This window comes from Paraburkholderia sp. SSBN10T (genome assembly GCF_056619545.1).
Window position 1 is genome coordinate 30767 of record NZ_JBWQQI010000036.1, and the last position, 18582, is coordinate 49348.

The 18582-nt window shown below is 59.1% G+C and carries 32 protein-coding genes; all 32 read right to left on the bottom strand.

Annotated elements, in window-relative coordinates; genetic code table 11:
• Window positions 1–91 precede the first annotated feature (91 nt).
• On the bottom strand, window positions 92–1993 hold the full coding sequence (dsbD, locus tag AC1ECK_RS34715) for a protein-disulfide reductase DsbD (protein WP_480327527.1): 1902 nt from the start codon (window positions 1991–1993) through the stop codon (window positions 92–94).
• Window positions 1986–2318, bottom strand: coding sequence for a divalent-cation tolerance protein CutA (cutA, locus tag AC1ECK_RS34720; RefSeq protein WP_480327529.1), 333 nt, complete (start codon window positions 2316–2318; stop codon window positions 1986–1988). Before cutA ends, dsbD begins: the two co-directional genes overlap by 8 nt.
• Window positions 2319–2530: 212 nt before the next feature.
• Window positions 2531–2923 carry a 50S ribosomal protein L17 gene (gene rplQ / locus AC1ECK_RS34725; RefSeq protein ID WP_137955744.1) on the bottom strand — a complete coding sequence of 131 codons (393 nt, stop codon included), beginning with the start codon at window positions 2921–2923 and terminating at the stop codon, window positions 2531–2533.
• A 172-nt stretch (window positions 2924–3095) separates the two neighbouring features.
• Window positions 3096–4073: a DNA-directed RNA polymerase subunit alpha gene (locus AC1ECK_RS34730; protein ID WP_006052226.1), complete on the bottom strand. Its 978-nt coding sequence runs from the start codon at window positions 4071–4073 to the stop codon at window positions 3096–3098.
• A gap of 124 nt (window positions 4074–4197) precedes the next feature.
• Window positions 4198–4821, bottom strand: a complete 624-nt coding sequence (gene rpsD / locus AC1ECK_RS34735) for a 30S ribosomal protein S4 (protein WP_228882643.1) — start codon at window positions 4819–4821, stop codon at window positions 4198–4200.
• Window positions 4822–4975: 154 nt separating this feature from the next.
• A complete protein-coding gene (gene rpsK, locus AC1ECK_RS34740) occupies window positions 4976–5380 on the bottom strand; it encodes a 30S ribosomal protein S11 (RefSeq protein ID WP_006052224.1) in 405 nt (134 codons plus the stop codon).
• A gap of 28 nt (window positions 5381–5408) precedes the next feature.
• Window positions 5409–5774, bottom strand: a complete 366-nt coding sequence (gene rpsM, locus AC1ECK_RS34745) for a 30S ribosomal protein S13 (protein WP_006052223.1) — start codon at window positions 5772–5774, stop codon at window positions 5409–5411.
• Window positions 5775–5815: 41 nt separating this feature from the next.
• Window positions 5816–5932: a 50S ribosomal protein L36 gene (rpmJ, locus tag AC1ECK_RS34750; RefSeq protein ID WP_004199844.1), complete on the bottom strand. Its 117-nt coding sequence runs from the start codon at window positions 5930–5932 to the stop codon at window positions 5816–5818.
• Between the two features lie 20 nt (window positions 5933–5952).
• Complete coding sequence (gene infA / locus AC1ECK_RS34755; RefSeq protein WP_004521905.1) at window positions 5953–6171, bottom strand: translation initiation factor IF-1; 219 nt, start codon at window positions 6169–6171, stop codon at window positions 5953–5955.
• An 8-nt stretch (window positions 6172–6179) separates the two neighbouring features.
• Window positions 6180–7526: a preprotein translocase subunit SecY gene (gene secY, locus AC1ECK_RS34760; protein ID WP_480327532.1), complete on the bottom strand. Its 1347-nt coding sequence runs from the start codon at window positions 7524–7526 to the stop codon at window positions 6180–6182.
• Between the two features lie 46 nt (window positions 7527–7572).
• Window positions 7573–8007, bottom strand: coding sequence for a 50S ribosomal protein L15 (gene rplO / locus AC1ECK_RS34765; protein ID WP_480327534.1), 435 nt, complete (start codon window positions 8005–8007; stop codon window positions 7573–7575).
• Between the two features lie 29 nt (window positions 8008–8036).
• Entirely contained in the window at window positions 8037–8219 is a 183-nt protein-coding gene (gene rpmD / locus AC1ECK_RS34770; protein ID WP_007180126.1) for a 50S ribosomal protein L30, read from the bottom strand.
• A gap of 11 nt (window positions 8220–8230) precedes the next feature.
• Window positions 8231–8749 (bottom strand): 30S ribosomal protein S5, encoded by a 519-nt coding sequence (gene rpsE, locus AC1ECK_RS34775; RefSeq protein WP_090695792.1) that lies wholly within the window; start codon window positions 8747–8749, stop codon window positions 8231–8233.
• A 14-nt stretch (window positions 8750–8763) separates the two neighbouring features.
• Window positions 8764–9129, bottom strand: coding sequence for a 50S ribosomal protein L18 (gene rplR, locus AC1ECK_RS34780; RefSeq protein ID WP_006052218.1), 366 nt, complete (start codon window positions 9127–9129; stop codon window positions 8764–8766).
• Between the two features lie 12 nt (window positions 9130–9141).
• Complete coding sequence (gene rplF / locus AC1ECK_RS34785; RefSeq protein ID WP_137955741.1) at window positions 9142–9672, bottom strand: 50S ribosomal protein L6; 531 nt, start codon at window positions 9670–9672, stop codon at window positions 9142–9144.
• An 18-nt stretch (window positions 9673–9690) separates the two neighbouring features.
• Window positions 9691–10086, bottom strand: coding sequence for a 30S ribosomal protein S8 (gene rpsH, locus AC1ECK_RS34790; RefSeq protein ID WP_074262699.1), 396 nt, complete (start codon window positions 10084–10086; stop codon window positions 9691–9693).
• 14 nt (window positions 10087–10100) lie between these two features.
• Entirely contained in the window at window positions 10101–10406 is a 306-nt protein-coding gene (gene rpsN / locus AC1ECK_RS34795) for a 30S ribosomal protein S14 (RefSeq protein ID WP_480327537.1), read from the bottom strand.
• Between the two features lie 7 nt (window positions 10407–10413).
• Window positions 10414–10953, bottom strand: a complete 540-nt coding sequence (gene rplE / locus AC1ECK_RS34800; protein ID WP_006052214.1) for a 50S ribosomal protein L5 — start codon at window positions 10951–10953, stop codon at window positions 10414–10416.
• A gap of 17 nt (window positions 10954–10970) precedes the next feature.
• Window positions 10971–11279 (bottom strand): 50S ribosomal protein L24, encoded by a 309-nt coding sequence (rplX, locus tag AC1ECK_RS34805; RefSeq protein WP_074262701.1) that lies wholly within the window; start codon window positions 11277–11279, stop codon window positions 10971–10973.
• Between the two features lie 9 nt (window positions 11280–11288).
• A complete protein-coding gene (gene rplN / locus AC1ECK_RS34810; protein WP_006052212.1) occupies window positions 11289–11657 on the bottom strand; it encodes a 50S ribosomal protein L14 in 369 nt (122 codons plus the stop codon).
• 288 nt (window positions 11658–11945) lie between these two features.
• Complete coding sequence (gene rpsQ / locus AC1ECK_RS34815) at window positions 11946–12218, bottom strand: 30S ribosomal protein S17 (RefSeq protein WP_007180129.1); 273 nt, start codon at window positions 12216–12218, stop codon at window positions 11946–11948.
• Window positions 12215–12409, bottom strand: coding sequence for a 50S ribosomal protein L29 (gene rpmC / locus AC1ECK_RS34820; RefSeq protein ID WP_007180130.1), 195 nt, complete (start codon window positions 12407–12409; stop codon window positions 12215–12217). The genes rpsQ and rpmC overlap by 4 nt, the downstream gene beginning before the upstream one ends.
• A gap of 10 nt (window positions 12410–12419) precedes the next feature.
• Window positions 12420–12836, bottom strand: coding sequence for a 50S ribosomal protein L16 (gene rplP, locus AC1ECK_RS34825; protein WP_074262702.1), 417 nt, complete (start codon window positions 12834–12836; stop codon window positions 12420–12422).
• Between the two features lie 2 nt (window positions 12837–12838).
• Complete coding sequence (gene rpsC / locus AC1ECK_RS34830) at window positions 12839–13654, bottom strand: 30S ribosomal protein S3 (protein WP_090695785.1); 816 nt, start codon at window positions 13652–13654, stop codon at window positions 12839–12841.
• A gap of 11 nt (window positions 13655–13665) precedes the next feature.
• Window positions 13666–13998, bottom strand: a complete 333-nt coding sequence (rplV, locus tag AC1ECK_RS34835) for a 50S ribosomal protein L22 (protein WP_208449389.1) — start codon at window positions 13996–13998, stop codon at window positions 13666–13668.
• A gap of 7 nt (window positions 13999–14005) precedes the next feature.
• A complete protein-coding gene (gene rpsS, locus AC1ECK_RS34840; RefSeq protein ID WP_004199273.1) occupies window positions 14006–14281 on the bottom strand; it encodes a 30S ribosomal protein S19 in 276 nt (91 codons plus the stop codon).
• 10 nt (window positions 14282–14291) lie between these two features.
• Window positions 14292–15119 carry a 50S ribosomal protein L2 gene (gene rplB / locus AC1ECK_RS34845; RefSeq protein ID WP_480327541.1) on the bottom strand — a complete coding sequence of 276 codons (828 nt, stop codon included), beginning with the start codon at window positions 15117–15119 and terminating at the stop codon, window positions 14292–14294.
• Between the two features lie 2 nt (window positions 15120–15121).
• Entirely contained in the window at window positions 15122–15436 is a 315-nt protein-coding gene (gene rplW, locus AC1ECK_RS34850) for a 50S ribosomal protein L23 (RefSeq protein ID WP_090695781.1), read from the bottom strand.
• A complete protein-coding gene (rplD, locus tag AC1ECK_RS34855; RefSeq protein ID WP_074262706.1) occupies window positions 15433–16053 on the bottom strand; it encodes a 50S ribosomal protein L4 in 621 nt (206 codons plus the stop codon). The genes rplW and rplD overlap by 4 nt, the downstream gene beginning before the upstream one ends.
• Entirely contained in the window at window positions 16053–16712 is a 660-nt protein-coding gene (gene rplC, locus AC1ECK_RS34860) for a 50S ribosomal protein L3 (RefSeq protein ID WP_090695779.1), read from the bottom strand. Before rplC ends, rplD begins: the two co-directional genes overlap by 1 nt.
• Before the next feature lie 200 nt (window positions 16713–16912).
• Window positions 16913–17224 carry a 30S ribosomal protein S10 gene (gene rpsJ, locus AC1ECK_RS34865; RefSeq protein ID WP_006998489.1) on the bottom strand — a complete coding sequence of 104 codons (312 nt, stop codon included), beginning with the start codon at window positions 17222–17224 and terminating at the stop codon, window positions 16913–16915.
• A 136-nt stretch (window positions 17225–17360) separates the two neighbouring features.
• Window positions 17361–18551 carry an elongation factor Tu gene (tuf, locus tag AC1ECK_RS34870; RefSeq protein ID WP_074262708.1) on the bottom strand — a complete coding sequence of 397 codons (1191 nt, stop codon included), beginning with the start codon at window positions 18549–18551 and terminating at the stop codon, window positions 17361–17363.
• Window positions 18552–18582: the final 31 nt, after the last annotated feature.

An 18582-nucleotide genomic window follows, 5' to 3' on the forward strand; every position in this document is an offset into this window, starting at 1 on the left:
CGATAGCGGAGGCGTTGGTCACAGCGCCTCCGCTTTTTTATGTCTTGCTGCTGGAGCTTGTTCACCCGGGCGCCTGGTCTGAAAGCTCTCGCTAGGACTGCGGAGGTGTTGCGAGACGGTCGAGGTTATGCAGGAACGTATCGGCCGACTCGTAGCCCACGACGCGCAGCACTTCGACGCCGCTTTGATCGAAGAAAATGATGCCCGGCGGTCCGAACAGCTTGAAGCGCTTCAGCAATGCCTGGTCATCGGGAGTGTTCGCGGTCACATCCGCGCGCAACAGATTCAGTTGCTGCAGACGGGCATGCACGCGCGGGTCGGTAAAGGTGAACTTCTCCATCTCCTTGCAGCTCACGCACCAGTCCGCATAGAAGTCGAGCATCGCCGGCTGCGCAGCGGTCTTGACCGCCTGGTCGAGCTGGGTCGACGAACGCACGGGTGCAAACGTGAGGCTGTCGGCAGGAGCAGCGGTCGGCGCGCCTGGCGAAGTGCCGGCCAGTTCACTCACGCCGCCGCGCGCGGCCAGTACCGCGAGCGGCCTGAGCGGATCCGACGAGCCGGCTGCGAGCCCGACCAGCAGCACCGCTGCCCAGATGGTCAGCGCGACGCCCAGGCCGCGGCCGAGCCGGCGCCACAACGAGCTGGTGCCGGCCGGCGGTGAGAACAAACCCAACGCGGCTGCCGCAACCAGCAGCCACGACGCGCTCAACAGCATCTGCGCAGCCGCGCCCAGCACCGGCCAAACGATCCACAACGCGGCGGCAAGCAAGACCACGCCGAAGAAGACTTTCACACCGTCCATCCATGCCCCCGCGCGCGGCAGGAGCGTGCCGGCGCCAAGGCCGATGATCATAAGCGGAACACCTAGGCCGATCCCCATCGAGAACAGCGCGGCGCCACCGAGCACAGCATTACCGGTGTGGGCGACAAACGCCAGAATCGCGAATAACGGCGCCGTCATACATGCGCCGACAACCAGCGCGGACAGTGCGCCCATGGCCGCCACCGCCGCGAATTTGCCGCCGGAGCGACCCTGCGACGCACGCGAAGCACCATCCTGCCAACGCTGGGGTAAGGCAATGTCATAGCCGGCTATCAGCGTCACGGCAAAGACCGTCAGCAGCACGCCAAATGCGCCCAGTACCCAGGGATTCTGCAGCCAGGCGCCAAGGCTCTGGCCAACCAGCGCCGCGGCAATTCCAAGCGCCGTGTAGACCAACGCCATGCCGATGACATATGCAAGCGAAAGCGCGAAACCGCGCCCGCGAGTCACGCGCGCCCCTTCACCGATGATGATCGCCGACAGGATCGGGATCATCGGATAGGAGCACGGCAGCAGGCTCAGCACGGCGCCTGCGACGAAGAACAGGCCGACGATTGCGAAGAAGCTACCGCCTTGCAGAAGCGACTGCGCATAGTCAGCGCTGGTCGTGCGTTCGTACCAGGAGGCAGTGCCCCCTGCTGGTGCAGGGTTGGCCGGCGCTGCCTGTGCGACCGCCGCTGGCGGCCCTTCGGCGCTAGCGGCGTGCAGGGCGGCGCCGTCGACGTGGTACACGCGCTCCATGGGCGGATAGCAAATGCCGGCGTCGGCACAACCCTGGGAAGTCACGGCCAGGTCGAACGGCCCGGCGGCCTGTTTCACCGGGATGCGAATCGTCAGCTCATTGCGGTACGTCTCGACGTTCTTTGCGAAGGTCTCGTCATACTTCACGTGGCCGGCCGGCAACTGCGGATCGCCGATCGTCACAGTACCGTTGCGCGTGGCGAACGAAAAGCGCTCCCGGTACATGTAATAACCGTCGGCGATCTTGTAGTGAACGAGCACTTCGCCGGGCTGCTCGGTCGCGCTGAACTTGAAGGCATCCGCCGGATCGAGGAAGTCATCCGCGGCACGCGCCTTGCCGGCGGACATCAGGACGACCAGCAGGCAGGAGAAAAACAGGACGGCCGCGCGTAGCGACTCGCGCCCCCGTCGGTGGAGAGCGTTAAACATGTACTGGGCGTTGAGTTTCAGCAATGACCCACTGGCCGTAGGCTGCGGAGGCCGTGGCTTGCCAGCAGAGGATTTCAGGTGTCTCGTACGGGTGGTGTTTCTGGATGAACAACTCGAGCTCCAGAGCCCGTGCTGCGCTCGTTTTGAAGAGCAGTTGGATCTCGTCCGCGGACTCGATTTTGCCTTGCCAGTGGTAGGTCGAATGGACAGATCCCTGCCGGCTGACGCAGGCGGCAAGCCGCGCCTCGAGCGCCTGCTCAGCGAGCTTCCGCGCCGTGTCCTCGTCAGGCACGGTCGTCAGGATCAACGTCACATTCGAACTCACAGACGGCTCCGGCGGGGTGTAACGGATGTGCCGCTATCGTATCACCGGACTCGATCGGCCGCAGACGGCTGCCGGAGGGCTGTATGGGGACTGCTTGAGGACTACCTGAAGGTCGCCTGAGGGTTGAGCGGCCAGGCACTGCCTCGGTGTTTTGCCCCGCCACAAACAAAAAGGCCAGGCATTCGCCTGGCCTTTTCGACTATGCAGGAAGCTTATTCAGCTTCTTGCACTTCAACTTCTTCGACTTCCGGACGGTCCATCAATTCGACCAGTGCCATCGGTGCGTTGTCGCCGACGCGGAAACCGAACTTCAGGATGCGCAGGTAGCCACCCGGACGGTTCGCGAAACGCGGGCCGAGCACGTCGAACAGCTTCGTGACGGAATCACGATCGCGCAGGCGGTTGAACGCGAGACGACGATTTGCCAGCGACGGCTTCTTGCCGAGCGTGATCAGCGGCTCGACGACTTTACGGAGTTCCTTCGCCTTCGGCAGCGTCGTCTTGATGACTTCGTGCTCGATCAACGAGTTGGACATGTTACGGAGCATTGCCAGACGGTGGCTGCTCGTGCGGTTCAGTTTCCGCAGACCATGACGGTGACGCATGTTAATTCCTTCGATTCAAAGTTTTGGTCCAGCTCTTCTATCGCGCTCGGCGAACCCGGAGGTTGGCGAGTGCACGGGCCGGTAGTGAAAAAGGCAAGACGCGGATTTTAAAGGAAAATCCGCGTCCGTGCCAGTAGTGCAACGGTGACTTTCGTCCCGGATGCAGTCTCGATTACTTGTCCAGCCCAGCCGGCGGCCAGTTCTCGAGCTTCATGCCGAGCGTCAAACCACGCGACGCCAGTACTTCCTTGATTTCGTTCAGCGACTTGCGGCCCAGATTCGGCGTCTTCAACAGCTCGTTTTCCGTGCGCTGGATCAGGTCACCGATGTAGTAAATGTTCTCGGCCTTCAGGCAATTCGCGGAACGAACCGTCAACTCGAGATCATCCACCGGACGCAGCAGGATCGGATCGATCTGCGGCGCACGCGACGGCGCTTCAGCCGTAGCTTCCGTACCTTCCAGAGCAGCGAACACCGACAGCTGATCGACCAGAATGCGCGCCGATTGACGGATCGCTTCTTCCGGCGAAATCACACCGTTGGTTTCGATGTTCATCACGAGCTTGTCGAGGTCGGTACGCTGTTCGACACGCGCGCTTTCCACGGCATAGCTCACACGGCGAACCGGCGAGAACGACGCGTCCAGCACGATACGGCCGATGATCTTGGCCGACTCTTCGCCGTAACGACGGACGTTACCCGGCACGTAACCGCGGCCTTTTTCGACCTTGATCTGGACGTCGAGCTTGCCGCCCTTCGACAGATGCGCAATCACGTGATCCGGATTGATCACTTCGCAATCGTGCGCGAGTTCGATGTCGCCAGCGGTGACAACACCTTCGCCTTCCTTGCGCAGCGTAACCGTCACTTCGTCACGGTTATGCAGCTTGAAGACCACGCCCTTCAGGTTCAACAACAGGTTGACTACGTCCTCTTGCACACCGTCGAGCGTCGAATACTCGTGAACCACGCCTGCGATCGTCACTTCGGTCGGCGCGTAGCCGATCATCGACGACAGCAGCACGCGCCGCAGCGCGTTACCCAAGGTGTGGCCGTAACCGCGTTCAAACGGTTCCATGACCACTTTCGCGTGGCTCTCACCAAGCGATTCAACTGCGATGATCTTGGGCTTCAACAAACTGGTTTGCATAGGTTTTCCTTTTCAATACCCTCGGCTCGTTACACCGATAAGGCTGACCGGTAACAACCTGAAAATAAACAGCCGAGGCGCCCCCTTGCGCATCGCAATCAGGGTGCCCCGGCCGTCAATCCGATTACCGCGAATACAATTCGACGATCAGGCTTTCGTTGATATCGCCAGCGATGTCGCTGCGTTCCGGCTTCTGCTTGAACGTGCCTTCGAACTTCTTCGAATCGACAGCGACCCAGCTCGGCAAACCGCCTTGCTCAGCGAGCGACAGCGCTTCGAGAATACGCGCTTGCTTCTTCGCCTGTTCACGCACCGCAACCACGTCTCCAGCCTTAACTTGCAGCGACGGGATGTTGGTGACGACGCCGTTCACCGTGATCGCCTTGTGGCCGACCAGCTGACGCGCTTCAGCGCGCGTCGAGCCGAAGCCCATGCGATACACGACGTTGTCGAGACGCGACTCAAGCAGTTGCAGCAGGTTTTCACCCGTGTTGCCCTTGAGGCGGTCGGCTTCAGCGAAGTAACGGCGGAACTGGCGCTCGAGAACGCCGTAGATGCGCTTCACTTTTTGCTTTTCGCGCAGCTGCGTGCCGTAGTCGGACGTACGGGCACCCGAAGTGCGGCCATGTTGGCCAGGCTTGCTGTCAAGCTTGCACTTGTCAGCCAGCGAACGACGGGCGCTCTTCAGGAAGAGGTCAGTGCCTTCACGGCGGGACAGCTTGGCCTTAGGGCCGATATAACGTGCCACGTTGATTCCTTCTATGATTAATCACGCGAACTCGCGTTCACGCTAGTCCGAACCCTTTGGGTCGAACGGTGGGCTTAGTCAATTCAATAACGCAAGCAGCCCGTCGTCGCCGGCACATAACCCGGCGGCAACAGGCGCTCGTGAAACAAGCGTCTTAGATACGACGACGCTTCGGCGGACGGCAGCCGTTGTGCGGTACCGGCGTCACGTCGGAGATCGCGGTGATCTTGATGCCAAGACCATGCAACGCGCGCACCGCGGACTCACGGCCAGGGCCCGGGCCCTTGATCCGCACTTCGAGGTTCTTCACGCCGTATTCCATCGCCACGCGGCCAGCCGATTCGGCTGCCACCTGGGCTGCAAACGGGGTCGATTTACGCGAACCCTTGAAGCCCTGGCCACCCGACGTTGCCCAAGCAAGTGCATTGCCTTGGCGATCGGTGATCGTGATGATGGTGTTGTTGAACGACGCGTGAACGTGAACCACGCCCTCGGCGACGTTCTTCTTGACCTTCTTGCGAACGCGTTGCGCCGCGGAGTTGTTCGAAGCCTTAGCCATTACGTTTTCCTGTAACTGTCAGTTCCGCTTACTTCTTCAGCGATTGCGCTGCACGACGCGGACCCTTGCGCGTACGGGCATTCGTACGCGTGCGTTGGCCACGCAGGGGCAAGCCCTTACGGTGACGCACGCCACGATAGCAGCCGAGATCCATCAGGCGCTTGATGTTCATCGTCGTTTCACGGCGAAGATCGCCTTCAACGATGAACTTGCCGACTTCTTCACGCAGCTTTTCGAGGTCTGCGTCGTTCAGGTCCTTGACCTTCTTCGAAAATGCCACACCAGCAGCGACGCAAATGTCGCGCGAGCGCGTGCGGCCAATACCGTAAATCGCCGTCAGGCCAATTTCGGTATGCTGGTGATTCGGGATGTTAACCCCTGCGATACGAGCCATTGTTTTTCCTCAAACAAAAAGCGCAAGCAAAAGCGCGGCGTTCAGCCTTGACGCTGTTTGTGGCGCGGATCAGAGCTGCAAATCACGCGCACAACGCCTTTGCGCTTGATGATCTTGCAATTGCGGCAAATGCGCTTAACCGATGCCATCACTTTCATGATATTACCCTTTTTTCAAATCACTTCGCCCGGAACACGATCCGCGCACGCGACAGATCGTAAGGCGTCAATTCAACCGTCACCTTGTCGCCCGGCAGGATTCGGATGTAGTGCATCCGCATCTTGCCGGATATGTGTCCCAATACGACATGGCCGTTTTCCAGCTTCACCCTGAAGGTAGCATTAGGCAGGTTTTCGATGACTTCACCCTGCATCTGGATCACATCGTCTTTGGCCATAAGTCCTTTCAACGCATCGGGACGCCGCCGCCTTTGAAATTGGCTTTCTTCAGCAGCGATTCATACTGTTGCGACATAACGTACGACTGCACCTGCGCCATGAAATCCATTGTGACGACGACAATGATCAGCAGCGACGTTCCACCAAAATAAAACGGCACGTTCCAGCGCAGCACCAGAAATTCGGGCAGCAGACACACGAACACGATGTAGATCGCACCGGCCAGCGTCAGACGCGTGAGGATGCGGTCGATATATCGAGCCGTCTGATCGCCCGGGCGAATACCTGGGACGAAAGCGCCGCTCTTCTTCAGGTTGTCGGCCGTTTCCCTGCTGTTGAACACCAGTGCGGTGTAGAAGAAGCAGAAGAAAACGATCGCCAACGCGTACAACAACACATACACGGGTTGACCGGGCTTAAGGGCTTCGGCCACGTTGTGCAGCGTGTCTGCGAACCAGCTGTTACGCGACCCCGAACTGAACCAGTTCAGGATAGTTGCCGGGAAGAGAATGATCGACGATGCAAAGATCGGCGGAATCACGCCCGACATGTTCAGCTTCAGCGGCAGATGTGACGACTGCCCGCCGTAAATCTTGTTACCGACCTGCCGCTTCGCATAGTTCACGAGAATCTTGCGCTGGCCGCGTTCGATGAACACCACCAGATACGTCACAGCAGCAATCAGTGCGACCACGATAATCGCCGAGACCGGACCCATCGAGCCGGTTCGCACCAGTTCGAACAGACCACCGATCGCATTCGGGAAACCCGCTGCGATCCCGCCGAAAATAATGATCGAGATGCCGTTGCCAAGCCCGCGCTCCGTGATCTGCTCACCCAGCCACATCAGGAACATCGTGCCGGTCACCAGCGTGACGACCGTTGTCAGCCGGAACACCATACCCGGATCGATCACCAGGCCTTGCTGGTTCTCAAGCGCGACGGCAATGCCGAACGCCTGGAACGTCGCCAGCAGGACCGTAAAAACACGCGTGTACTGCGTAATCTTCCGTTGACCTGCCTGCCCTTCTTTCTTCAGCGCTTCCATTTGCGGCGAGACGATCGCCAGCAACTGCATGATGATCGACGCCGAAATGTACGGCATGATCCCAAGCGCGAAAATCGTGAACCGCGAAAGTGCACCACCCGAGAACATGTTGAACATGCCAAGGATGCCGCCCGACTGGCTTTGGAACAGCTTTGCCAGTTGGTCCGGATCGATACCCGGAACCGGAATATGCGCGCCGATACGGTAGACGATCAGCGCCAGCAGCAAGAACACTGCACGCCGACGCAGATCGCCGAACTTCGCCGCGCTTCGACCGGGTTTTGCGAGACTCGGGCTGTTAGCCAAGTAGCTTCTCCGATGCAAATGCTAGTGACGGCAAACGACTTGCTCGTTACTCGGCAAAGGAACCGCCAGCTGCTTCAATCGCAGCGCGCGCGCCCTTCGTCGCACCCAGACCCTTCACAACGATCTTGCGCGTCAGCTCGCCCGTCGCGATGATCTTGGCGCTCTTGATCAGCTCACCGACCAGGCCGGCTTGCTTCAGAGCCAGCAGATCGATTTCGTCGACCGGCAGCTTTTCCAGATCCGACAGACGCACTTCACCGACGAATTCCTTCGTCAGCGAGGTGAAGCCCCGCTTCGGCAGGCGACGTTGCAGCGGCATTTGACCGCCTTCGAAGCCAACCTTGTGGAAGCCGCCCGAACGCGACTTCTGACCCTTGTGACCACGGCCAGCCGTCTTGCCGAGGCCCGAACCGATACCACGACCCACGCGGCGCTTTGCGTGCTTCGAGCCTTCGGCCGGCTTCAGGTTATTCAATTCCATTATCAACTCCTTGAGTCCTGGTCAGCCGCTTAGCTGATGACCTTAACGAGGTACGAAACCTTGTTGATCATGCCGCGCACAGCCGGCGTGTCTTGCAACTCGCTAACCGAGTTGAGTCGACGCAGGCCCAAGCCACGCACCGTAGCGCGGTGCGTTTCGCGGGTCCCGATCAGGCTCTTGACGAGCTGAACCTTGACAGTTTTATCAGACATGGTGTCCACCTTTAGCCCAGAATTTCTTCGACGGACTTGCCACGCTTCGCCGCGATGTCGCTCGGCGTGGACTGCTTGCGCAGGCCGTCGAGCGTTGCACGAACGAGGTTGTACGGGTTCGTCGAACCGTGGCTCTTGGCCACCACATTCTGCACGCCCATCACGTCGAACACTGCGCGCATCGGACCGCCGGCGATCACACCGGTACCGTCCTTCGCCGGGGCGAGGAGGACCATCGATGCGCCGTGCTTACCGTGCACTTCGTGTTGCAGGGTACCGTTCTTGAGCGGCACCTTGAACATGTTGCGGCGGGCTTGTTCCATCGCCTTCTGAACAGCGACCGGCACTTCCTTCGCCTTGCCCTTGCCCATACCGACGCGGCCATCACCGTCGCCAACCACGGTCAGTGCGGCAAAACCGAGAATCCGGCCGCCCTTCACAACCTTGGTCACGCGGTTGACCGAAATCATCTTTTCGCGCAGGCCGTCGTCGCGTTCGTCAGCCTGAACCTTCGCTTGCATCTTTGCCATGACGAATTCTTCCCTTAGAACTTGAGTCCGGCTTCGCGCGCCGCATCGGCCAGCGCTTTCACGCGGCCGTGGTAACGGAAACCCGAACGGTCGAAGGCGACGGATTCGATGCCGGCAGCCTTAGCCTTTTCTGCAATGCGCTTGCCGATCAGCGTAGCAGCAGCAACGTTGCCACCCTTGCCGGTCTGATCAGCCAGTTGCGCACGCACTTCGGCTTCGAGCGTCGACGCGCTGGCGAGCACCTTGGTGCCGCACGGCGAGAACACTTGTGCATAGATGTGCGTGTTCGTGCGATGCACGGCGAGACGCGCGACCTGCAGCTCAGCGATCTTGATACGCGTCTGACGAGCGCGGCGCAGGCGAGATTGAGTCTTATCCATGATTGCGCACCCTTACTTCTTCTTCGTTTCTTTGAGGATCACAACCTCGTTGGCGTAACGCACACCCTTGCCCTTGTAGGGCTCCGGCGGACGATAGCCGCGCACTTCTGCAGCGACCTGGCCAACTTGTTGCTTATTGATCCCCTTGATCACGATTTCGGTTTGCGTCGGGGTTTCAGCCTTGACGCCTTCCGGCATCTGGTGCACCACAGGGTGCGAGAAACCCAGCGACAGGTTCAGCTTGTCGCCTTGCGCTTGTGCGCGGTAACCGACGCCAACCAGCGTCAGCTTGCGCTCGAAACCCTTCGTCACGCCGTTCACCATGTTCGCAACCAGTGCGCGCATCGTGCCCGACATCGCATTCGCTTCGCGGCTTTCGTCAACCGGCTCGAACTTCAGCGTGCCGTTGTCGTTCACCACTTTCACGAGGCGGTTTGCAGCTTGCGTAATCGTACCCAGCGGGCCCTTGACGGTGATGCGATCGTCGCTCAGGGCCACTTCTGCGCCTTGCAGCGCGATCGGGCTTTTACCTACTCGAGACATGTTTCTCTCCTTTCGGCCTTAAGCGACGTAGCAGATGACTTCGCCGCCAACGCCCGTAGCGCGCGCCTTGCGGTCCGTCATCACGCCCTTCGGCGTCGACACGATTGCCACGCCGAGGCCATTCATGACCACGGGGATGTCGTTACGGCCGCGGTACACACGCAGACCAGGCTTCGAAACGCGTTCAATGCGTTCGATGACCGGACGGCCAGCGTAGTACTTCAACACGATGTTCAATTCCGACTTCGCACCTTCAGACTTCACTGCGAAATCGTCGATATAGCCTTCGTCCTTCAGGACCTGCGCGATCGCAACCTTCACTTTCGACGAGGGCATTTGCACCGAAACCTTCTCAACCATCTGCGCGTTGCGGATGCGAGTCAGCATATCGGCGATAGGATCACTCATGCTCATTTACGTTTCTCCTATTACCAGCTCGCCTTGGTCAGGCCAGGGATCTCGCCGCGGAACGCGATTTCGCGAATCTTGTTACGCGCCAGCCCGAATTTACGGAACGTACCGCGCGGACGACCAGTAATCGCACAACGGTTGCGCTTGCGGGTCGGGTTAGAGTTGCGCGGCAGTTGTTGCAGTTCGAGACGGGCTGCGTAATGCTCTTCGTCCGACTTGCTCATATCGCTGATGATCGCCTTCAACTCGTTACGCTTGGGAGCGTACTTAGCAGCGAGGCGAGCACGCTTCTTTTCACGTTCGATCAGTGCCAGTTTAGCCACGGTAACCTCAGTTTCTGAACGGGAACTTGAAGCTGGCGAGCAGAGCCTTTGCTTCGTCGTCGGTCTTCGCAGTCGTCGTGATGCTGATGTTCAGCCCACGCAGTGCGTCGATCTTGTCGTAGTCGATTTCGGGGAAAATGATCTGCTCTTTCACACCGATGTTGTAGTTGCCGCGACCATCGAACGCACGACCCGACACGCCACGGAAGTCGCGCACACGGGGGAGCGCAACCGTCACGAAACGGTCCAGAAATTCGTACATTGCCTGACCACGCAACGTGACCATTGCACCGATCGGATAGCCCTGACGGATCTTGAAGCCAGCGATTGCCTTGCGTGCCTTCGTGATCACCGGCTTCTGGCCTGCGATCTTCGTCAGGTCGCCAACGGCGTTTTCGATGATCTTCTTGTCAGCAACCGCTTCGCCAAGGCCCATGTTCAGGGTGATCTTGGTGATGCGCGGCACTTCCATCACGGACTTGTAACCGAACTTCTCGATGAGGCCGGGTACAACCTTTTCTTTGTAAAACTCTTGCAAACGAGCCATTTTTTTACTCCGCAGCGTCAGGCGCTCAGCTCGGCACCGGTCGTCTTGAGGAAACGGACTTTCTTGTCTCCCTCGACCTTGATGCCTACACGCGATGCCTTGCCATTCGCGTCGACCAATGCGACGTTCGAAATTTGCAGCGGCATCGTCTTGGCTTCCACGCCGCCCGTCGTACCCTTCATCGGGTTCGGCTTGACATGCTTCTTGACGAGGTTGATGCCCTCGACGGTCACATGGTTCTCGCCAACGGACAGCACGATGCCGCGCTTGCCCTTGTCCTTGCCGGTGATGACGATAACTTCGTCACCTTTGCGAATCTTGTTCATCGCGACTCCTTACAGCACTTCCGGTGCCAGCGAAACGATCTTCATGAATCGTTCGCTACGCAACTCGCGCGTGACAGGCCCGAAAATACGGGTGCCAATAGGTTCGAGCTTGGCATTCAACAACACAGCGGCGTTGCCATCGAACTTGATCAGCGAGCCGTCTTGACGACGAACACCCTTGGCGGTACGAACCACCACGGCGTTATAAATTTCGCCTTTCTTCACGCGCCCGCGCGGCGTTGCTTCTTTGACGGTCACCTTGATGATGTCGCCAATGCTGGCATAACGACGCTTCGAGCCGCCGAGCACCTTGATGCACATGACTTCACGCGCACCCGTGTTGTCGGCCACTTCAAGCCGAGTTTCGGTCTGGATCATGGTTTATCTTTCCCAACTTAATCCGGTCACACCACCATGGCGTACCCGGTCAGTCTTGGTCCCGTCAGCCAATCGGCTGCTTGGGTTAGAACAGCAGCGACGGCAAACGAAACCCGCCATCGCAATCCGGTGAATCCTTCGGAACAGACTGGCGCCTGAACCGCTTCCCCCACCAACTTCGCCCGCGACGGGGCTCCCACAAAGAGGGAAGACCGAGATTATAACAAATAATCTCGGTCTTGCAAGCGAAACTTACTGCGATTTCAACTACTTCAACAACTTGCGGCGTCAGATGACGCGAGCAGCCTCGACCAGGCGAGCCACAACCCAAGCTTTCGTCTTAGAAATCGGACGCGTTTCCTGGATTTCAACGAGGTCGCCCTCGTTGTACGTGTTCGCATCGTCGTGCGCATGGTACTTCTTCGAGCGCACAACGTACTTGCCGTAGATCGGGTGCTTCACGCGGTGCTCGACCAGCACAGTGACCGTCTTGTCCATCTTGTTGCTGACGACCTTGCCGACCAGCGTCCGCTTGAGCGAGGTTTTTACGCTATCGTTCATTTCTGGTTCGCCTTCTCAGTCAGGACGGTCCGCACACGTGCGATGTCGCGACGGACCTTCTTCAGCTGGCTCGTGTTCGTGAGCTGCTGGGTCGCGAGTTGCATGCGCAGGCCGAATTGCGCCTTCAACAGGTCCGACAGCTCCTTGTTGAGCGCGGCCTGATCTTTCTGGTGAAGTTCGGAAGCCTTCATCATTTGCTCCTTAGGCGCCGAGCTGACGAACGATAACGGTCGTCTTGAGCGGCAGCTTCGCTGCAGCCAGACGGAACGCTTCGCGTGCCAACTCTTCGGTTACGCCGTCCATTTCGTACAGCATCTTGCCCGGTTGAATCTCTGCGACGTAGTACTCGGGGTTACCTTTACCGTTACCCATACGTACTTCAGCCGGCTTATGCGAGATCGGCTTGTCCGGGAAGATGCGGATCCAGATACGGCCACCACGCTTGATGTGACGCGTCATTGCACGACGCGCCGCTTCAATCTGGCGCGCGGTCAGACGACCACGACCGATAGCCTTCAGACCGTATTCACCGAACGACACCGCGTTGCCGCGGGTAGCGATACCGGTGTTACGACCCTTCTGCTCTTTGCGATACTTTCTGCGTTTCGGTTGCAGCATCGTTATTCTCCAGTCTTGCCGTCACCGCCGGCGCCGCCAGCACCACCCGTACGACGCGGGGCGCCACGGCGTGCACCTGCCGGAGCAGCACCTTCACCATCGCGACGCGGACGGCGATCGCCACCCGGACGTGCGTTGCGGCGCGGACGCTTTTCTTCGGCGACTTCTTCCACCACCGGTGCGTCGTTGCGGCCGAGCGTGTCGCCCTTGTAGACCCACACCTTCACGCCGATGATGCCGTACGTCGTCTTCGCTTCCGAAGTTGCGTAGTCGATGTCAGCGCGCAGCGTATGAAGGGGCACGCGACCTTCGCGATACCATTCCGTACGGGCGATTTCGATGCCGTTCAGACGGCCAGCGCTCATGATCTTGATGCCTTGAGCACCCAGACGCATGGCGTTTTGCATTGCACGCTTCATCGCGCGGCGGAACATAATCCGACGCTCGAGCTGTTGCGTGATCGAATCGGCGATCAGTTGCGCATCGGTTTCCGGCTTGCGGATTTCTTCGATGTTGACGTGGACCGGAACGCCCATGCGGCGTTGCAGTTCCGACTTCAGCAGCTCGATATCCTCGCCCTTCTTGCCGATGACCACACCCGGACGCGAGCTATAAATCGTGATGCGCGCGTTCTTCGCCGGACGCTCGATAACGACGCGACCAACCGAAGCGTTTTTCAGCTTCTTCTTCAGGTACTCACGTACACCGATGTCTTCCTGCAACATCGCCGCGAAATTGTTGTTGTTCGCGTACCAACGCGACGCCCAATTGCGGCTGACGGCCAAACGGAAGCCAGTCGGATGAATTTTCTGTCCCATCGTATGACCCCTTAGTTACCGACCGTCACAGTGATGTGACAGGATTGCTTCTCGATGCGGTTACCGCGGCCTTTAGCGCGCGCAGTAAAACGCTTGAGAGAGGCAGCCTTGTCGACGTAGATGCTCGTGATCTTGAGCTCGTCGATATCGGCGCCTTCGTTGTGCTCCGCATTCGCGATCGCCGACAGCACGACCTTTTTCACGATTCCCGCAGCCTTCTTCGGCGAGAACGTCAGAACGTTCAGCGCCTTGTCGACCGGCAAACCGCGGATCTGGTCGGCCACAAGGCGCGTTTTCTGCGCCGAGATGCGGGCACCGCGATGAATTGCTTTCACTTCCATCATGAGCCCCTTATTTCTTAGCCTTCTTGTCGGCTGCGTGACCCTTGAACGTACGGGTCAATGCAAACTCGCCAAGCTTATGGCCGACCATGTTTTCCGAGATGTACACCGGAACGTGTTGACGGCCGTTGTGCACGGCAATCGTCAGACCGATGAAATCCGGCAGAATCGTCGAACGACGCGACCAGGTTTTGATCGGCTTCTTGTCACGCGAAGCTGCAGCCGCCTCAACTTTCTTCAGCAAATGGGCGTCGCAGAACGGACCTTTTTTTACAGAACGTGCCATTGCCTACTCCTTAACGCTTGTGACGGCGCTGGACGATCATGCTCGTCGTGCGCTTGTTGCTGCGGGTACGATAACCCTTCGTCGGCGTGCCCCACGGGCTCACCGGGTCGCGACCTGCAGCCGTCTTGCCTTCACCACCGCCGTGCGGGTGATCGACCGGGTTCATTGCAACGCCACGCACCGTCGGGCGGATACCGCGCCAGCGGTTTGCGCCAGCCTTACCGATTTGACGGAGGCTGTGCTCTTCGTTGCCAACTTCACCAATCGTCGCGCGGCATTCAACGTGAACGCGGCGGATTTCACCCGAGCGCAGGCGGACCTGTGCGTAGGTACCTTCACGAGCCAGCAGCATCGCCGACGTACCAGCCGAACGCGCCATTTGCGCGCCCTTGCCCGGCAGCATTTCGATGCAGTGAATCGTCGTACCGACCGGAATGTTGCGGATCGGCAGCGTGTTGCCTGCACGGATCGGCGCTTCCGAACCGGACATCAGTTGCTGGCCGACGGTAACGCCCTTCGGAGCAATGATGTAACGGCGTTCGCCGTCTGCGTACAAAACCAGCGCGATGTTCGCGCTACGGTTCGGATCGTACTCGAGACGTTCGACCTTGGCCGGAATGCCATCCTTCGTGCGACGGAAATCGACGACACGGTAGTGATGCTTATGACCACCGCCCTGATGGCGCGTGGTGATATGGCCGTTGTTATTACGGCCGGCCTTCGAGGATTGCGAGTCGAGCAGCGGTGCGAACGGCTTGCCCTTATGCAGATCCTTGTTGACCACCTTGACCATCGCGCGGCGACCCGGCGAAGTCGGCTTAACTTTAACGATTGCCATGATTACTTGGCCTCCGCTTCAAAGTTGATTTCCTGACCGGGCTTCAGGCAGACGTAGGCCTTCTTCACGTCCTTGCGCTTGCCCATGAAGCGGCCAAAGCGCTTGGCTTTGCCCTTCTGGACCAGCACGTTGACGGAATCGACTTCCACCTTGAACATCAGTTCAACAGCGGCCTTCACTTCCTGCTTCGTAGCATCCGGCGCGACTTCGAACACGACTTGCTCGTTCTTGTCGGCCACCAGCGTCGCCTTTTCGGAGATCACCGGCGCGAGCAGGACCTGCATCAAACGATGATCGTTCTTGCGAATCTCGCTCATGACAGCAACTCCTCGATCTGGGCGACCGCAGCCTTCGTGATCAGGATCTTCTTGAAGTAGATCAGCGACAGCGGGTCGGCGTAACGCGGCTCGACAACTGCCACATGGGCGAGGTTGCGCGACGCGAGGTACAGGTTTTCGTCAACCGTATCGGTAATCACCAACACGGATTCGAGACCCATCGCCTTGAATTTTTCGGCCAGCAGCTTCGTCTTCGGGGCTTCGAGCGTCAGCTCGTCAACCACCGAGATGCGGCCTTCGCGAGCCAGCTGCGAGAAGATCGAGCAGAGACCTGCGCGATGCATCTTCTTGTTAACCTTGTGCGAAAAGTTTTCTTCCGGCGAATTCGGGAAGATACGGCCACCGCCGCGCCACAACGGGCTCGACGACATACCGGCACGGGCGCGACCCGTACCCTTTTGACGCCACGGCTTCTTGGTCGTGTGCTTGACCTGCTCACGATCCTTCTGCGCGCGGTTACCGCTACGTGCGTTAGCCTGGTAGGCCACCACAACCTGGTGAATCAGGGCTTCGTTGTAGTCACGGCCGAACACGACGTCCGACGCGCTCACAGCTGCGCCTTCCTGACCATTGGCATTCAGGAGCTTAAGTTCCATTATTTCGCTCCTTTCACGGCGCGCGTCTTCACGGCCGGCGTCACGAAAACCTTGCCGCCCTTAGCACCCGGCACGGCACCCTTGACCAGCAACAACTTGCGGTCGGCGTCGATACGAGCGATTTCGAGGTTTTGCACGGTTACCGTATCGTCACCCATGTGACCGGTCATGCGCTTACCCGGGAAAACACGACCCGGATCCTGCGCCATACCGATCGAACCCGGCACGTTGTGCGAGCGCGAGTTACCGTGCGATGCACGGCCAGATGCGAAGTTGTAACGCTTGATGGTACCGGCGTAGCCCTTACCGATCGACACGCCTTGCACGTCGACCTTTTGGCCTACTTCGAAGAGATCGGGACCAACCACGGTGCCGTTCGACAGCTCGGCAGCCTTAGCGGCATCGATCTTGAATTCTTTGAGGATTTCACCGGCTTCAACACCGGCTTTGGCGAGATGACCTGCCAGCGGCTTCGTCACGCGCGATGCACGGCGCGTACCGAATGCAACCTGAACGGCCGTGTAGCCATCGGTTTCCACAGTCTTGATCTGCGTCACGCGGTTGTCGGACACGTCCAGAACGGTGACGGGAATCGAATCCCCTTCAGCCGTAAAGATACGGGTCATGCCAACCTTGCGACCTACGAGTCCAAGGCTCATCGTTTTCTCCATTCCCGACTGCGATTGGTCGGGGCTAATTTACAAAATGCCGGGGCGCCTTTTCGCAAAAAACGAACTGGAGCACACCGACTTTTTTGCGCAAATGCGCGAAAAGTCTTGCATTATAACGAGGCTTTTCGTTTTCCGCAAGCAATCAATGACTTAGCGATGTCTGGCGGACCGGACACCGCCTGAGAGCCTTATTGCAGCTTGATTTCCACGTCCACACCAGCCGGCAGGTCGAGCTTCATCAGTGCGTCGACGGTCTTGTCCGTCGGGTCAACGATGTCCATCAGGCGTTGGTGAGTGCGGATTTCGAGCTGGTCGCGCGACGTCTTGTTGACGTGCGGCGAACGCAGGATGTCGAAACGTTGAATGCGGGTCGGCAGGGGCACCGGACCACGAACGATTGCGCCAGTCCGCTTTGCCGTGTCGACGATTTCAGCTGCCGATTGATCGATCAGGCGATAGTCGAAAGCCTTCAGGCGAATGCGGATTTTCTGGTTCTGCATGACAATTCCTTGGAAAGAGCGAGGCGATATTGCATCGCCAAATATAAAAAGAACGTAGGGCCGGACACCCACTGAGGGCGGGTGCCCGACCTCGGGCACCTTTACTACAAATTACTGCAACCGCGAATCCTCGATTTTACTCGAGGATCTTGGCGACGACACCTGCGCCGACGGTACGGCCACCTTCACGGATGGCGAAGCGCAGACCTTCTTCCATCGCGATCGGGTTGATCAGCTTCACCGTGATCGACACGTTGTCGCCCGGCATGACCATTTCCTTGTCCTTCGGCAGCTCGATCGAGCCCGTCACGTCCGTCGTACGGAAGTAGAACTGCGGACGATAGTTGTTGAAGAACGGCGTGTGGCGACCGCCTTCGTCCTTGCTCAGCACGTACACTTCTGCCGTGAAGTGCGTGTGCGGGTTGATCGAACCCGGCTTGGCCAGAACCTGGCCACGCTCCACGTCTTCACGCTTCGTGCCGCGCAGCAGGATACCCACGTTGTCGCCTGCCTGACCCTGGTCGAGCAGCTTGCGGAACATTTCCACGCCCGTGCACGTCGTCTTCACCGTCGGCTTGATACCGACGATTTCGATTTCTTCGCCGACCTTGACCACGCCACGCTCAACGCGGCCCGTCACCACCGTGCCACGACCCGAGATCGAGAACACGTCTTCCACCGGCATCAGGAACGCGCCGTCAACTGCACGCTCCGGCGTCGGGATGTACGTGTCCAGCGCGTCGGCCAGGTTCATGATCGCCACTTCACCCAGTTCGCCCTTGTCGCCTTCCAGCGCCAGCTTGGCCGAACCCTTGATGATCGGCGTGTCGTCGCCCGGGAAGTCGTACTTCGACAGAAGTTCGCGAACTTCCATCTCGACCAGCTCCAGCAGCTCAGCGTCGTCCACCATGTCGCACTTGTTCAGGAACACGATGATGTACGGCACGCCGACCTGACGCGCCAGCAGGATGTGCTCACGCGTTTGCGGCATCGGGCCGTCTGCTGCCGAGCACACCAGGATTGCGCCGTCCATCTGTGCCGCGCCCGTGATCATGTTCTTCACATAGTCAGCGTGGCCCGGGCAGTCAACGTGCGCGTAGTGGCGGTTCGCCGTTTCGTACTCGACGTGCGCGGTGTTGATCGTGATGCCGCGTGCCTTTTCTTCCGGCGCTGCGTCGATCTGGTCGTACGCCTTCGCTTCGCCGCCGAACTTTGCGGTCAGCACCGTCGTGATCGCTGCCGTCAGCGTGGTCTTGCCGTGGTCAACGTGACCGATCGTGCCGACGTTCACGTGCGGCTTGGTCCGTTCGAATTTACCTTTAGCCATGTTTCTCTTCTTTCAAAAAGTTAATCGTTGA